The sequence below is a fragment of the Alloyangia pacifica genome (assembly GCF_020524285.1).
GTDB lineage: Bacteria > Pseudomonadota > Alphaproteobacteria > Rhodobacterales > Rhodobacteraceae > Salipiger > Salipiger pacificus_B.
Genome location: NZ_JAIVKX010000010.1, coordinates 220,121 through 235,294 on the forward strand (window position 1 = coordinate 220,121; position 15,174 = coordinate 235,294).

At 65.4% G+C, this 15,174-nt stretch carries 16 protein-coding genes; 9 read left to right on the top strand and 7 right to left on the bottom strand.

What is annotated here, in order from left to right; all coding sequences use genetic code 11:
* Positions 1-118: 118 nt before the first annotated feature.
* Complete coding sequence (gene clpA / locus LC039_RS15655) at positions 119-2,446, bottom strand: ATP-dependent Clp protease ATP-binding subunit ClpA (RefSeq protein WP_226626082.1); 2,328 nt, start codon at positions 2,444-2,446, stop codon at positions 119-121.
* Between the two features lie 152 nt (positions 2,447-2,598).
* A complete protein-coding gene (gloB, locus tag LC039_RS15660; protein ID WP_226626084.1) occupies positions 2,599-3,360 on the bottom strand; it encodes a hydroxyacylglutathione hydrolase in 762 nt (253 codons plus the stop codon).
* 74 nt (positions 3,361-3,434) lie between these two features.
* Between gloB and LC039_RS15665 the strand changes: the two genes are divergently transcribed.
* The 8 genes from LC039_RS15665 (at position 3,435) to LC039_RS15700 (ending at position 10,449) form a co-directional block, all read left to right on the top strand.
* Positions 3,435-4,184, top strand: a complete 750-nt coding sequence (locus tag LC039_RS15665) for a methyltransferase domain-containing protein (RefSeq protein WP_226626086.1) — start codon at positions 3,435-3,437, stop codon at positions 4,182-4,184.
* Positions 4,185-4,555: 371 nt separating this feature from the next.
* Entirely contained in the window at positions 4,556-5,122 is a 567-nt protein-coding gene (locus tag LC039_RS15670) for a F0F1 ATP synthase subunit delta (RefSeq protein WP_226626088.1), read from the top strand.
* Complete coding sequence (gene atpA, locus LC039_RS15675) at positions 5,123-6,661, top strand: F0F1 ATP synthase subunit alpha (RefSeq protein ID WP_226626090.1); 1,539 nt, start codon at positions 5,123-5,125, stop codon at positions 6,659-6,661. It abuts the gene before it with no gap.
* A 21-nt stretch (positions 6,662-6,682) separates the two neighbouring features.
* The gene (locus LC039_RS15680; RefSeq protein WP_226626092.1) at positions 6,683-7,561 is read left to right on the top strand and encodes a F0F1 ATP synthase subunit gamma; all 879 of its coding nucleotides are present in this window, start codon (positions 6,683-6,685) and stop codon (positions 7,559-7,561) included.
* 16 nt (positions 7,562-7,577) lie between these two features.
* Positions 7,578-9,002, top strand: a complete 1,425-nt coding sequence (gene atpD, locus LC039_RS15685) for a F0F1 ATP synthase subunit beta (RefSeq protein ID WP_226626094.1) — start codon at positions 7,578-7,580, stop codon at positions 9,000-9,002.
* A 43-nt stretch (positions 9,003-9,045) separates the two neighbouring features.
* Positions 9,046-9,489: a F0F1 ATP synthase subunit epsilon gene (locus LC039_RS15690; protein WP_226626097.1), complete on the top strand. Its 444-nt coding sequence runs from the start codon at positions 9,046-9,048 to the stop codon at positions 9,487-9,489.
* 153 nt (positions 9,490-9,642) lie between these two features.
* Positions 9,643-10,008: a VOC family protein gene (locus tag LC039_RS15695; protein ID WP_226626100.1), complete on the top strand. Its 366-nt coding sequence runs from the start codon at positions 9,643-9,645 to the stop codon at positions 10,006-10,008.
* Between the two features lie 90 nt (positions 10,009-10,098).
* Positions 10,099-10,449 carry an H-type lectin domain-containing protein gene (locus LC039_RS15700; RefSeq protein WP_226626102.1) on the top strand — a complete coding sequence of 117 codons (351 nt, stop codon included), beginning with the start codon at positions 10,099-10,101 and terminating at the stop codon, positions 10,447-10,449.
* A 33-nt stretch (positions 10,450-10,482) separates the two neighbouring features.
* On the opposite strand, the gene LC039_RS15705 is transcribed toward LC039_RS15700, so the two are convergent.
* The 3 genes from LC039_RS15705 to LC039_RS15715 all read right to left on the bottom strand — a co-directional run bounded on the left by LC039_RS15705 (position 10,483) and on the right by LC039_RS15715 (position 12,296).
* Positions 10,483-10,698 (bottom strand): DUF1127 domain-containing protein, encoded by a 216-nt coding sequence (locus LC039_RS15705; RefSeq protein WP_226626105.1) that lies wholly within the window; start codon positions 10,696-10,698, stop codon positions 10,483-10,485.
* A gap of 120 nt (positions 10,699-10,818) precedes the next feature.
* Positions 10,819-11,286, bottom strand: a complete 468-nt coding sequence (locus LC039_RS15710; protein WP_226626107.1) for a GNAT family N-acetyltransferase — start codon at positions 11,284-11,286, stop codon at positions 10,819-10,821.
* Positions 11,286-12,296: a ribose-phosphate pyrophosphokinase gene (locus LC039_RS15715; protein WP_226626109.1), complete on the bottom strand. Its 1,011-nt coding sequence runs from the start codon at positions 12,294-12,296 to the stop codon at positions 11,286-11,288. The genes LC039_RS15710 and LC039_RS15715 overlap by 1 nt, the downstream gene beginning before the upstream one ends.
* Before the next feature lie 102 nt (positions 12,297-12,398).
* Between LC039_RS15715 and LC039_RS15720 the strand changes: the two genes are divergently transcribed.
* The gene (locus LC039_RS15720) at positions 12,399-12,998 is read left to right on the top strand and encodes a 2-hydroxychromene-2-carboxylate isomerase (RefSeq protein WP_226626112.1); all 600 of its coding nucleotides are present in this window, start codon (positions 12,399-12,401) and stop codon (positions 12,996-12,998) included.
* Positions 12,999-13,228: 230 nt separating this feature from the next.
* Here LC039_RS15720 and plsY read toward each other — a convergent pair whose 3' ends face one another.
* Both plsY and pyrC read right to left on the bottom strand, forming a co-directional pair.
* A complete protein-coding gene (gene plsY, locus LC039_RS15725) occupies positions 13,229-13,840 on the bottom strand; it encodes a glycerol-3-phosphate 1-O-acyltransferase PlsY (RefSeq protein WP_226626114.1) in 612 nt (203 codons plus the stop codon).
* 1 nt (position 13,841) lies between these two features.
* On the bottom strand, positions 13,842-15,131 hold the full coding sequence (pyrC, locus tag LC039_RS15730) for a dihydroorotase (protein ID WP_226626117.1): 1,290 nt from the start codon (positions 15,129-15,131) through the stop codon (positions 13,842-13,844).
* Between the last annotated feature and the right edge of the window lie 43 nt (positions 15,132-15,174).

Below are 15,174 nucleotides of genomic sequence, written 5' to 3' on the forward strand. Positions count from 1 at the left end.
GGACAAAGAAGGGGATCGACCCCTCCTTAGTCATGCCCCGCGACCACCGCTACCGCGCAAAAGAAAACCTCCCCGCCGGTCGCCCGGCGGGGAGGTTCTCATTTTTACGGCGCTGCGATCAGTCGGCGGTCAGCAGCGGCGGCTTGCGCGAGGAGAGCCGCAGCTTGTCCGGGCCCTCGGTCTTCAGCACGAGCTTGTCGTCCTTGACCGTGACCTTGACCAGGCCGCCCTTGACCAGCTTGCCGAAGAGCAGTTCCTCGGCCAGCGGCTTCTTGATGTTCTCCTGGATCACGCGGCCCAGCGGGCGGGCGCCCATCTTGTCGTCATAGCCCTTGTCGGCCAGCCATTCGGCCGCCGGCTTGGTGAGCTCGATCGACACATTGCGATCCATGAGCTGCGCCTCGAGTTGCAGCACGAACTTCTCGACGACCGAGAGGATGACCTCTTTCGGCAGCGGCTGGAAGCTGATGACCGCGTCCAGACGGTTGCGGAATTCCGGCGTGAAGGTCCGCTCGATGGCGGCGGTGTCCTCGCCCTCGCGGCGGTCGCGGTTGAAGCCGATGGCCGCCTTGGCCTGCTCCGCCGCACCGGCGTTGGAGGTCATGATGAGGATCACGTTGCGGAAGTCCACGGTCCGGCCGTTGTGGTCGGTCAGCGAGCCGTGGTCCATCACCTGCAGCAGGATGTTGTAGACATCCGGGTGCGCCTTCTCGATCTCGTCGAGCAGGAGTACGCAGTGCGGGTGCTGGTCCACGCCGTCGGTGAGCTGGCCGCCCTGGTCGAAGCCGACGTAGCCCGGAGGCGCACCGATCAGGCGGCTGACCGCGTGTTTCTCCATGTACTCGGACATGTCGAAGCGCAGCAGTTCCACGCCGAGCGAGCTTGCAAGCTGCTTGGCCACCTCGGTCTTGCCGACACCGGTCGGGCCGGCGAAGAGGTAGTTGCCGATCGGCTTCTCGGGCTCGCGCAGCCCGGCACGGGCCAGCTTGATCGCCGAGGACAGCGCCTCGATGGCGTTGTCCTGGCCGAAGACCACGCGCTTGAGCGTCGCCTCGAGGTCCTTGAGCACCTCGGCGTCGTTCTTCGACACGTTCTTCGGGGGAATGCGGGCGATCTTCGCGACCACATCCTCGATCTCCTTGGTGCCGATGGTCTTGCGGCGCTTGCTCTCGGCCACCAGATGCTGCGCGGCGCCGGCCTCGTCGATCACGTCGATGGCCTTGTCGGGCAGCTTGCGGTCATTGATGTAGCGGGCCGACAGTTCGACCGCGGTCTTGATCGCGTCCTGAGTGTATTTGACCGAGTGGTGTTCCTCGAAATAGGGCTTGAGGCCCTTGAGGATCTTCACCGCGTCCTCGACCGAGGGCTCGCTCACGTCGATCTTCTGGAACCGGCGGCTGAGCGCGCGATCCTTCTCGAAGTGCTGGCGGAACTCCTTGTAGGTGGTGGAGCCCATGGTGCGCAGCTTGCCGCCCTGAAGCGCCGGCTTCAGGAGGTTCGAGGCGTCCATGGCACCGCCGGAGGTCGCGCCCGCGCCGATCACCGTGTGGATCTCGTCGATGAACAGCACCGCGTCGGGGTGTTCCTCGAGCTCGGTCACCACGGCCTTCAGCCGCTCTTCGAAGTCGCCGCGGTAGCGGGTGCCCGCGAGCAGCGCGCCCATGTCGAGCGAGTAGATGGTGGTGTTCGAGAGCACCTCGGGCGTGTCGCCGCTGACGATCTTGCGCGCCAGGCCCTCGGCGATGGCGGTCTTGCCGACGCCGGGGTCACCCACCAGCAGCGGATTGTTCTTGCGGCGGCGGCAGAGCACCTGAATGCAGCGCTCGACTTCGTGCTCGCGGCCGATCAGCGGGTCCACGTCGCCCTTGCGGGACTTGGCGTTGAGGTCCACGCAGTACTTGGCCAGTGCCGACTCCTTGTTGTCGGAGGCCTGTGCGCTCTCGTTTTTCGTCTCTTCCTCCGACTCCTGCGCGCCGGTGACCGGGCGGCTCTCGCCGTAAGCGGGGTTCTTGGCCACGCCGTGGGCAATGAAATTGACTGCGTCGTAACGGGTCATGTCCTGCTCTTGCAGGAAGTAGGCGGCGTTGCTTTCGCGCTCGGCGAAGATCGCGACGAGCACGTTGGCGCCGGTCACCTCGGTGCGGCCGGAGCTTTGCACGTGGATGGCGGCGCGCTGGATCACGCGCTGGAAGGCGGCCGTGGGCACGGCCTCGGAGCCCTCGACATCGGTGACGAGGTTGGAAAGGTCTTCGTCGATGAATTCGACGAGCGTGGTGCGCAGTTCCTCGGTGTCGACCGAGCAGGCTTTCATCACGCGGGCAGCGTCGGGTTCGTCGATGAGGGCCAGGAGAAGGTGCTCGAGAGTCGCAAATTCATGGCTGCGGGAGTTTGCCAGCGCCAGGGCCGAGTGAATTGCCTGCTCAAGGGTGTTCGAGAATGAAGGCACGGCGTGCTCCTTCCTGTCTGCGTCGGGCACGGGCCCAACATTGCCTCTTACCGTTAAAGTTTGGTCGATCAGGACCATCCTTCAAGTGTTTTCTAGGCTTGCGGCGCTCACATTTGTCCCGGAGGGCGCAACGTGGCGTGAAAAGCGGCGGCCTAGAAGCGGTCTTTCCTGGCGCGGATTTCGGCAAAGACAACGGCATCCGTCGCCTCGGTCAAGCCGAGCCGCTTGCGGATCTCGGGGGAGTCCGGTCGCAGGAAAGGGTTGGTGGCCAGTTCCTCGGACAGCGCGCAGGAGGCGGTAGGTCGCCCCTCTGTCCGGGCTTTGGCGATGGCGTCACTCCGAGATTTAAGCTCGGCGTTCTCTGGTTCAATAGTAAGCGCAAATCTGGCGTTGGCGGAAGTGTATTCGTGGCCAGAGCAAATCATCGTGTCCTGCGGCAGCGCCATAAGCCGCTGCATCGAGGCCCACATCATCTCGGCATCGCCCTCGAACAGCCGCCCGCAGCCCAGTGCCATAAGGCTGTCCGCGGTGAAGGCGGCCTGCGCCTGCGGCATGTAGAAGGCGACATGGCCCAGGGTGTGGCCGGGCACGTCGATCACGTGCACGCCGACGCCCGCGACCGAGAATTCATCGCCGCCGCCGACCAGCTGTTCGAGCCCGTCGATCTTGGCCGCCTCGGCGCGCGGGCCAATGACGGTGCAGCCGTAGCGGTCGCGCAGCGCGGCGATTCCCCCGACGTGGTCGTGGTGGTGGTGGGTGATGAGAATCGCCGCCAGCGTCCAGCCACGCGCGTCGAGCGCCGCCTCGATCGGCGCCGCCTCGGGGGCATCGACAAGGATCACGCCCTCGGGGCCCTGCACCAGGTATGCGTAGTTGTCGCTCAGGCAGGGGACGGTGACGATCTCGAGGGGCATGGCTTTTCCTTCAAGGCTTTGACAGAGTGACTCGCGAGAGTGACCCAGACTGACGCAAGGGACGACGGCCCGCAATGCATCCGGATGTGCAGGCGCTTCGCGACTTCTACTATCGCAGCGCGCTTGGCCGCGCGGCGCGCGGGGCGCTGCGGGATCAGGTCCTGCGATTCTGGCCCGAGGCGCAGGGACTCAACGTGGCGGGCTACGGATTCGCCGTGCCGGTGCTGCGCCCCTATCTGGCGCAGGCCCGCCGGGTCATGGCGCTGATGCCCGCGCCGCAGGGGGTGATGCGCTGGCCAGCGGGGATGCCCAATGTCTCGGTGCTGGCCGAGGAGATGCTCTGGCCGGTGGAGACCGGGCATCTCGACCGGCTGGTGGTCATGCACGGGCTCGAGACCTGCACCAATGTCACCGCGCTGCTCGACGAGTGCTATCGCACGCTGGGTCCGGGCGGCGAGGTGCTGTTCATCGTGCCCAACCGCTCGGGGCTCTGGGCGCGCTCGGAGACCACGCCCTTCGGGCAGGGCCGCCCCTATTCGCTCAGCCAGCTCGACGCGCAGCTCAGGGCGCATGACTTCCTGCGGGTCTCCAACGCCTCGGTGCTCTACCAGCCGCCCTCGACCCGGCGCTTCTGGATGAAGACCGCGCCGGCCTGGGAGCGGATCGGTCGCACGGTGCCGGCAGTGATGGCCGGAGGCGTGCTGATGGTGCGCGCCTCGAAGCGTTACCCGCCGCAGCGCAAGGGGCTCGGGGACAAGGTGCGGGTGCCAAGCCCGCTCGAGGTTCTGAGCCCGGTGCCGAGCAAGGAGCCGAAGCCGGTCTGACGAAGGCCGGAGGGAAAGATTCGCGTCCGCCAGCCGGATCCGGCGCATCTCCTTAAGATTGTGGGCCTGCGGATGCGTTTGCGCTAGCGTGACGCGTGATCAAAACCTGCGCTTTCGTGACGCATTATTTCCGGCGCTCACGAAAAAGCGAGATATTCCATAGCCCTGTCTGCCGCATTGTGTCGCAGCACCGATCAGGGGCCGGAAAAGCTACGCTCCGCAGGTGGTTAAATGGCCGTTAGCATGTTGCGAGGTCCCCATGGCTCTGATAGATCGTCGGCGATTTCGACGCCTTGAGGGCATCAGGGCAGGGACAACGCCTCCGGACGCCGGATCACTTCCGTGCGTCGCGGGGGCCTCATATCGGAAGGGTGGACGTGTCTGAACCAGCTTCGATCTCCAGCGGCATCGCGGCGCGCTATGCCACGGCGGTCTTTGGGATCGCCAAAGAGGAAAAGGCGCTCGACAAGCTCGAGAGCGGTATCGACGATCTGTCCGCCGCACTCGACGAGAGCGCCGAGCTGAAGGATCTGATCTCTTCGCCGGTCTACACCCGCGAAGCGCAGGGCAAGGCTATCACGGCAATCGCAGCGAAGATGGGCCTCGCGCCCGTGCTGACCAACACGCTTGGGCTGATGGCCTCGAAGCGTCGGCTCTTCGCGCTGCCGCAGCTCATTGCCCATCTGCGCGAGATGATCGCGGCAGAGAAGGGTGAGGTGACCGCCGAGGTGACCTCCGCCATCGAGCTGACCCCGGCGCAGGCCTCCGAGCTTGCCGCGACGCTGAAGTCGCAGATCGGCTCGGACGTGAAGATCAAATCGACCGTGGATGAGAGCCTCATCGGCGGTCTCGTTGTTAAGGTGGGCTCGAAGATGGTCGACACGTCGATCCGCTCGAAGCTCAACTCCCTCCAGAATGCAATGAAAGAGGTCGGATAAATGGGTATCCAAGCAGCCGAGATTTCTGCGATCCTAAAGGAGCAGATCAAGAACTTCGGTCAGGAGGCCGAAGTTGCAGAAGTGGGTCGCGTGCTGTCCGTCGGTGACGGTATTGCGCGTGTCCACGGTCTCGACAGCGTGAAAGCCGGCGAGATGGTCGAATTCCCGGGCGGTATCATGGGCATGGCGCTGAACCTGGAATCGGACAACGTCGGTGTGGTGATCTTCGGCTCCGACCGGGACATCAAGGAAGGCGACGTCGTCAAGCGCACCAACTCGATCGTGGACGTGCCCGCGGGTGAAGCCCTGCTCGGCCGCGTGGTCGACGGCCTCGGCAACCCGCTTGACGGCAAGGGCCCGATCGCAGCCTCCGAGCGCCGCGTCGCAGACGTGAAGGCACCGGGCATCATCCCGCGTAAGTCGGTTCACGAGCCGATGGCAACCGGCCTCAAGTCGGTCGACGCGATGATCCCGATCGGCCGTGGCCAGCGCGAGCTGATCATCGGCGACCGCCAGACCGGCAAGACCGCGATCGCGCTCGACACCATCCTGAACCAGAAGTCGTACAACGATGCCGCCGGCGACGACGACAGCAAGAAGCTGTACTGCGTCTACGTGGCCGTCGGCCAGAAGCGCTCGACCGTTGCGCAGCTGGTGAAGCGTCTGGAAGCAACCGGCGCGATCGACTACTCGATCGTCGTGGCCGCAACCGCGTCCGACCCGGCGCCGATGCAGTACCTCGCGCCCTACACCGCGACCGCGATGGCCGAGTACTTCCGCGACAACGGCAAGCACGCGCTCATCATCTACGATGACCTGTCGAAGCAGGCCGTGTCCTACCGCCAGATGTCGCTGCTGCTGCGCCGTCCGCCGGGCCGTGAAGCTTACCCGGGCGACGTTTTCTATCTCCACTCGCGCCTGCTCGAGCGTTCGGCAAAGCTGAACGAGGATCACGGTGCCGGCTCGCTGACCGCGCTGCCGATCATCGAGACCCAGGGCGGCGACGTGTCGGCCTTCATCCCGACCAACGTGATCTCGATTACCGACGGCCAGATCTTCCTCGAGACCGAACTGTTCTTCCAGGGCATCCGCCCCGCCGTGAACACCGGTCTGTCGGTGTCGCGCGTCGGCTCGTCGGCTCAGACCAAGGCGATGTCCTCGGTTGCCGGCCCGGTGAAACTGTCGCTCGCGCAGTACCGCGAGATGGCGGCCTTCGCCCAGTTCGGCTCTGACCTCGACGCCTCGACCCAGAAGCTGCTGAACCGCGGCGCACGTCTGACCGAGCTGATGAAGCAGCCGCAGTACTCGCCGCTGACCAACGCCGAAATCGTCTGCATCATCTTCGCAGGCACCAACGGCTATCTGGATGACGTTCCGGTCAAGGAAGTCGGCAAGTACGAAGCTGCCCTGCTCGCGTTCCTGCGCGGCCAGCGCAAGGACATCCTCGAGTGGATCGAAAACGAAGATCCGAAGATCAAGGGTGAACCCGCGGACAAGCTGAAGGCAGTGCTCGACGAATTCGCCGCGACCTACGCCTGAGCGCCCTGAAAGGACAGGATTATGCCTAGCCTCAAGGACCTCAAAAACCGCATCTCCTCGGTCAAATCGACCCGGAAGATCACCAAGGCCATGCAAATGGTGGCCGCCGCAAAACTGCGGCGGGCACAGGATGCGGCCGAGATGTCGCGGCCTTACACCGAGCGCTTCAACGCGCTGCTCGGTGGTCTGGCCGCGTCGGTGGGCGGTAGCGCAACGGCGCCGAAGCTGCTCTCGGGCACCGGGAAGGACGACGTGCAGCTGCTCGTCGTCATGACCGCCGAGCGCGGCCTTTGCGGGGGCTTCAACAGCTCCATCGTGAAGAAGGCGCGGACCCATATCGAAACGCTCAGGGCCTCGGGCAAGACGGTGAAGATCCTCACCGTCGGCAAGAAGGGGCGTGAGCAGCTCAAGCGTGACTACGGCGATCTGTTCGTCGGTCACGTCGACCTGAGCGATGTGAAGAAGATCGGCTACGCCGACGCTCAGAACATCGCGAAGGACATCCTCATTCGTTTCGACAATGAGGAATTCGACGTGGCGACCATCTTCTATTCGAAGTTCCAGTCGGTGATCTCTCAGGTCCCGACGGCGCAGCAGGTGATCCCGGCGCAGTTCGACGCGCCCGAGGGAGAAGCTGGCGGGTCCACGCTCTACGAATACGAGCCCGGTGAGGAAGCCATCCTTGCCGATCTCCTGCCCCGTGGTGTCGCAACCCAGATCTTCTCGGCTCTGCTGGAGAACGCGGCTTCGGAACAGGGGGCTCGGATGAGCGCCATGGACAACGCCACGCGCAACGCGGGCGAGATGATCGACAAGCTGACGATTGAGTACAACCGCTCGCGTCAGGCGGTCATCACCAACGAACTGATCGAAATCATCTCGGGCGCCGAGGCGCTCTAAGAACCGGAGACGATAAATGGCAAACGCAAAAGGCAAAGTGACCCAGGTCATCGGCGCCGTGGTCGACGTGAAGTTCGACGACCACCTGCCCGAGATTCTGAACGCGCTGACCACCGAAAACGACGGCAAGAAACTGGTTCTTGAAGTCGCCCAGCACCTGGGTGAGAACACCGTTCGCACCATCGCAATGGACGCAACCGAAGGTCTCGTCCGCGGCCAGTCCGTGGAAGACACCGGCGGCCCGATCTCGGTGCCGGTCGGCAACGCGACCCTCGGCCGCATCCTGAACGTCGTCGGCGAGCCCGTCGACGAGCAGGGCCCGGTTGAAGCCGAAGAAACCCGCGCCATCCACCAGCCCGCCCCGCAGTTCGACGAACAGTCGACCGAGTCGGAAATCCTGGTCACCGGCATCAAGGTCATCGACCTGCTGGCGCCCTACTCCAAGGGCGGCAAGATCGGCCTGTTCGGCGGCGCCGGCGTGGGCAAGACCGTTCTCATCATGGAACTGATCAACAACATCGCAAAGGTGCACTCGGGCTACTCCGTGTTCGCCGGTGTTGGCGAGCGGACCCGTGAGGGCAACGACCTCTACCACGAGATGATCGAATCCAACGTCATCAAGCCCGACAACCTGTCGGAGTCGCAGGTGGCGCTGGTCTACGGTCAGATGAACGAGCCGCCGGGAGCCCGTGCTCGCGTCGCGCTGACCGGCCTGACCCTGGCCGAGCAGTTCCGTGACCAGTCCGGCACCGACGTTCTGTTCTTCGTGGACAACATCTTCCGCTTCACGCAGGCCGGCTCCGAGGTGTCCGCACTTCTTGGCCGTATCCCCTCCGCTGTGGGCTACCAGCCGACGCTGGCAACCGACATGGGCGCGATGCAGGAACGCATCACCTCGACGAAGAACGGCTCTATCACCTCGATCCAGGCCGTCTACGTTCCCGCGGACGACCTTACCGACCCGGCACCGGCCACGACCTTCGCGCACCTCGACGCGACGACGGTTCTCAACCGTGCCATCTCGGAACTCGGCATCTACCCCGCCGTGGACCCGCTCGACAGCTCCTCGCGTCTGATGGACCCGGCCGTTGTCGGTCAGGAACACTACGACGTGGCCTTCGCCGTGCAGGGGATCCTCCAGCGCTACAAGTCGCTGCAGGACATCATCGCGATCCTCGGCATGGACGAACTGTCGGAAGAGGACAAGCTGACCGTGGCCCGCGCCCGGAAGATCCAGCGTTTCCTCTCGCAGCCGTTCGACGTTGCGAAGGTGTTCACCGGCTCCGACGGTGTGCAGGTTCCGCTCGAGGACACCATCTCGTCCTTCAAGGCCGTGGTGAACGGTGAGTACGACCACCTGCCGGAAGGCGCCTTCTACATGGTCGGCGGCATCGACGAGGTGCTCGCGAAGGCCGAGAAAATGGCGGCTGACGCAGCCTGAGACCAGAGGGGGGCCTCGCGCCCCCCAGTAACCGGAGGCCCAAATGGCTGAAACGATGCAATTCGACCTGGTGAGCCCCGAGCGCAACCTGATGTCGGCTGCCGTCAAGGCAGTGCAGATTCCGGGCACCGAGGGCGATCTCACGGCGATGCCCAACCATGCGCCGATGATCACCACGCTGCGTCCGGGCATCCTCAAGGTCGAGACCGAGACCGGCACCGAAGAGTTCGTCGTCACCGGCGGCTTTGCGGAAATCGGCACCTCGGTCAGCGTGCTGGCCGAAAAGGCCGTGCCGCACGGCGACATGGATCAGGCGACCTACGACGCGCTCGTGGAAGACGCTCTTCTGGCCTACAAAGCCGCGAAGGAAGCAGCTCCCGAGAACGAGCCGGGCCCCGTGGACGAGGCAGCCAAGCTGCTTCAGGACATGGTGGCGGTGGGCACGCACATCGGGCTCGACCCGAAAGCGGCCAACCTCAACTACTGAGCCTGGCGTTCGAGACATGCAAAGGCCCCGCGAGAGCGGGGCCTTTTGCTTTTTGGCGGCCTTGATGGGGCCGCGTGAAAACCCGGCGCCCTGCTGACAGGTGCTGTCGGCAGTGTCGGCTACTCCGGAAGAAGACCACCACAGGAGCCCGCCATGATCCCTAACCTGATCCTCTTCTATGTCGCTGATCCCGCCGCAAGCGCCGTCTTCTACGAACGCCTTCTTGGCACCGCGCCCGAGGCGGTCTTTCCTGGCTACGCGGCATTTTCCTTCGCGAATGGTCTCTCCTTGGGGCTCTGGTCCGAAACCGCGCGGGACTTCGTCTCCGGCGGCAGCGGACATCGGTCGGAACTGGCCTTCATGGTGGCAGAGGATACCGAGGTCGACCGAACCCACGCGCGCTGGAGCGAAATGGGTATCGAGATCGAACAGCCCCCGCTCGATGCGGTCTTCGGGCGGACCTTCGTGGCGCGCGATCCTGATGGTCATCGCATCCGCGTGTGCACCCCGGACAACTGAAGCCCAAGGTCATGTGATAAGTGGAAATTCCCCTTTTTCTTTCGCCGGAAGTTGCTCAAGACTGGGCTCGCGAGGATGAGGAAGACCCTGATGAGGAAATTGCGCGGTGCCTGGGTCGGGATCGACCAGGGGAATGTAGACCTGTTCTCGGAATTCGAGAGTGGCGGCAACATGTGGACCGGCTCGGGCGACCGCGAGCGGCGTCAGCACGTCCGCTTCGCCGAGCCTTTCGCAAGCCCGCCGAACGTTCAGGTCTCTCTGGCGCTATGGGATTTCGACAATGGCGGGAACATCCGTGCCGACCTCGGGGCGGAGAATGTCTCTCAGACCGGGTTCGACATGGTGTTCCGCACATGGTCCGACACGCGCGTGGCGCGCGTGCGTCTGGCCTGGATGGCGATCGGGGAGGTGCGGGGCGAGGATGACTGGAGCATCGACTAGCCTGCCGCGGGTCGTGTGGCCTTCGGCCGCCGCTCAGCGGCCGTAGGCTGCCTGCCAGGCAATGTCACGAATGTTGGCGCGGTGAATGCCGATGTCGGCCAGATCGCGATCGCTGTAGGTCTCAAGTTCGCTGACCACGCGGTGGTACTCGGCGCGGCGCGCGCGCGACAGCTTGAAGCGTTCGATCATGCGGCTGAAGCTGCCGCGGCTGGTGTCGGTCGGAAGACTGTGAATGTCCGTCGTTGCCATGATGGCCTCCTGTTTTCGTGATGACCGTGAGATCGGGTTTTGCCGCCCGACTCACAAGGCACGTAAGGAGAAGCCCGCCTTGCGGAGTCTGCATGCCGGGAAAAAATCCAGGCGCGAGGCTCAGATAGGCTTTTCGAAATAGACCCGGTTGAAGCCCTTTTCGTGCACACGCCCGGTCTCGCGGTAGCCGAGCCGGGGGTAGAGCGCGAGATTCTCGGTCATCAGGGCGTTTGTGTAGAGACGGATTCGGTCGAAACCGGCGGCCCGCCCCTGCGCTTCGGCAAACTCCATCAGCGCCCGGCCCAGCCCATGGCCCTGAGCCCGGGGCGAGACGGCGATATTGTCGAGCAGGAGCGCGTCCTCCTGTGGCAGCAGCACCAGCAGCACCAGCAGCGCGGCAGCCTCGCCCTCGAGGTCAACCACGTGAACGTGGTTCGCGGCGATCAACGCCGCGTAGTCGTCGAGCATCGGGCCGGGTTTCTGGCCCATGCGCGGAATGTAGGGGGAGTAGGCGGCCTCGACGATCGCTTCGATCGTGTCGAGGTCCGCGGGGCGCGCCCGCCGGATCAGCGGCGGGCGCGCGGTCATCAGAGGATGCCTTCGTAGATCGGGCCGAGCACGTCGGTCTCGAACAGCGACGACACCGAGGTGCCGTTCCAGATGTTCAGGATGGCCTGGGCGAAGATCGGCGCGGTCGGCAGGATACGGATGTTCGGCGCGGCGGCGACGGCATCGGTGGCGGCGATCGAGTCGGTGATCACCAGCGACTTCATCACCGACTTGGTGACGCGCTCGACCGCCGGGCCCGACAGGACACCGTGGGTGATGTAGGCGTGCACCTCGGTAGCGCCGTGGTCCATCAGCACTTCGGCGGCCTTGCACAGCGTGCCGGCGGTGTCGCAGATGTCGTCGACGATGATGCACTTCTTGCCGGTGACGTCACCGATCACGGTCATCTCGGCGATCTCGCCCGGCTTCTCGCGGCGCTTGTCGACGATGGCAAGCGGCGCGTTGATCCGCTTGGCCAGTTCGCGGGCCCGGGCCACACCACCGACGTCCGGCGAGATCACCATGACGTCCTGCAGCGAGTCCTTGAACTGGTGCTGGATGTCGAGCGCGAAGATCGGCGAGGCGTAGAGGTTGTCGACGGGGATGTCGAAGAAGCCCTGGATCTGCGCGGCGTGGAGATCCATGGTCAGCACCCGCTCGATGCCGGCCTCGTGGATCATGTTGGCGACCAGCTTCGCGGTGATCGGGGTGCGCGCCTTGGTGCGGCGGTCCTGGCGGGCGTAGCCGAAGTAGGGGATCACGGCGGTGATGCGTGCGGCCGAGGAGCGGCGCAGCGCGTCGGCCATGATCAGCAGCTCCATCAGGTTGTCGTTCGCCGGGTTCGAGGTCGGCTGGAGGATGTACATGTCCTCGCCGCGCACGTTCTCGTAGACCTCGACGAAGATCTCCTGGTCGTTGAACCGCTCGACGCGGGCATCGACGAGCCCCACCGCGCCGCCGCGGTACAGGGACATGCGCCGCGCGATGGCGTTCGCGAGCGGCTTGTTGGCATTACCCGCGATGAGCTTGGGTTCGATGACGGTGGGCATTTGGGAGGCTCCGGCGTTACGGAATGACAGATTCGTGACGTTGCGGTCGCCTTAACACGCAGTTAGCGTGGGGCAAAGATACACGGAAGGGCATGTGACCCCATGGCACGAATCCAGTACTATTTTTCGATGTTGTCGCCCTTTGCCTACCTCGCGGGGCCGCGGTTCGAGGAGATCGCGGCGAAGCATGGGGCCGAGATCGTCTACAAGCCCTTCGACATCATGGCGCTCTTCCCGCGCACCGGCGGCGCGCCACTGGGCCAGCGCCACCCCTCGCGGATCGACTACCGCAATGTCGACCTGCCGCGGCAGGCGAAGAAGATCGGCATGCCGCTGAACCTCAAGCCGATGTTCTGGCCGACCAATTCGGCGCCGTCGTCCTATGCGATCATCGCGGCGGCGAAGGCCGGCGGCGGGGATGTCGGCGGGCTGATCCACGCCCTGCTGCGCGCCTGCTGGGCCGAGGAAAAGGACATCGCCGAGGACGCGGTGATCAAGGCGGCGCTGGAAGCGGCGGGCTTCGATCCGGCGCTGGCCGACAGCGGCCTGCTGGTCGGGGCCGAAACCTATGCTTCCAACCTCGAGGAAGCTGTCGGCGCCGGGGTCTTCGGCTCGCCGTTCTGGATCACCGAGGATGGTGAGAAATTCTGGGGGCAGGACCGGCTCGAGGATCTGGACCTGCACCTGAGCGGAAAGCTCTGACAAAAACGCCACGGTAGCGATGCAGCCCGGAATAGAGGCGAAGCCGCCGGGCGAGCGGTTGCCTCTCGAGGCGCCATCGGCGCGAGCCCGATGGACGACGCCGTGCGGGCGGGCAAGCGCCTAAAGACGTGTGGTCATGGCTCGGCGTTGGCCGGACTTGATATGGATAGAGTGACGCTGCCAGAGAGTGCTGCGCCATCCCATGGGCAGGCGCCCGCCCGGCTCGACCGTCAGCCCTTCTGGCCGATCTTCGACTCGGTGCCTTTGCGGATGCGGTCGATGTTCTCGTGGTGTCGCCAGAAGATCAGCACGGTCAGCGCCAGCGTCAGCGCGGTCATCTCGATTTGACCAAAAAGCATCATCCAGACCGTTGAGAGCAGCGCCGCCACCAGCGCGCCCACCGAGGAGATCCGCGACATGGCCGCCGCGGCGAGCCATGTGGCGCAGGTGATCAGCCCCACCGGCCAGTGCAGCGCGAGGATGAGACCGATGAAGGTCGCCACGCCCTTGCCGCCCTTGAACTTCAGCCAGACCGGGAAGCAATGCCCGAAGAAGGCCGCGAGGCCGGCGAGCTGCGCCGCGTCCTCGCCCGTCAGCCAGCGCGCCAGAAGCACCGCGACAGCGCCCTTGGCGCCGTCGAGGATCAGCGTGCCCGCCGCCGCCGCCTTGTTGCCGGTGCGCAGCACGTTGGTCGCGCCGATATTGCCCGAGCCGATCGAGCGCAGGTCGCCGAGGTTCATCGCCCGGGTCAGCAGCAGGCCGAAGGGGATCGAGCCGAGCAGGTAGCCCAGCACCGCCCAGAGGATCAGCACGGGGACCGAAGAGGTGATCTCGGGCAGCATGTCAGGCGCTCCAGACGGGGGTTCCGGCGACGAGGGTCTGCAGCACCTTGCCCTGCAGCCGCGCCCCGTCAAAGGGGGTATTCTTGGATTTCGACTGCAGCTTGAAGCGGTCGAGGATGAACGGCTTGTCGGCGTCGAAGACGACAAGGTCGGCAGGGGCGCCCGCGCTTAGCCGGCCGCAGTCGAGGCCGAGCCGTTTGGAGGGGTTCAGCGACAGCCCGCGGAACAGCGTGGGCAGGTCGACCTCGCCGGCGTGGTAGAGCCGCAGCAGCACCGGCAGCATGGTCTCGAGACCCACCGCGCCCGAGGCCGCCTCCTCGAAGGGCAGACGCTTGGATTCCTCGTCCTGCGGCGTGTGGAACGAGCCGATCACGTCGATCAGCCCGCTGCGCAGCGCCTCGAGCACCGCCTGCCGGTCGTCCTCGGCGCGCAGCGGCGGCTTGACCTTGAAGAAGGTGCGGTAGTCGGCCACGTCCATCTCGTTCAGCGTGAGGTGGTGCATCGAGATGCCCGCCGTCACGTCGAAGCCGTTGTTCTTGGCGCGCTCCAGCGCGGGCAGGGCGCGGGCCGTGGTGATCTGGTCGGCGTGGTAGCGCACGCCGGTCATCTCGACGAGCGCGATGTCGCGGTCGAGCCCCATGCGCTCGGCCATCGGCGAGACCGCGGGCAGGCCCCGCAGCGAGGCGAACTTGCCCGAGCTGGCGGCGGCGCCCTTCGACAGGATCGGCTCCTGCGGATGCGCCATCACCAGCGCGCCGAGCGACCGGGCGTAGCTCATCGCGCGCGAGAGCACCTTGGTGTCGGCGACCACGTGGTCGCAATCGGTGAAGGCCACGGCGCCCGCGTCGAGCAGGAAGCCAAGTTCGGTCATCTCCCGGCCTTCACGGCCCTTGGTCAGCGCGGCCATCGGCAGCACGTTGACCGGCGCGGTCTCATTGGCGCGGCGGCGGATGAATTCCAGAACTTCGGGCGTGTCGATTGCCGGCGCGGTGTCGGGGCGGGTGACCATGGTGGTCACGCCCCCGGCGGCAGCGGCCACGCCGGCGGTCTTGAAGCTCTCCTTGTGACGCTCGCCCGGCTCGCCCACCTTGACGCCCAGGTCGACGATGCCTGGCGCGACATGGGCGCCGCCCAGATCCCGCGCCTCGGTCTGCCCGGCAAGCGTGGCGATCTCGTCGACGGAGGTGACCACGGCCTTGATCCGGCCACCCGAGAGCAGCAGCGCGCCTTCCGAGACGGTCCCGGCCTCGGGGTCGATCAGCCGGGCGTTGTAGAGCAGCGTGTCTTTCATTCGGAGGCTCCGGAAGTCGGGGTCAGGGTCAGGGAGGCGGAGA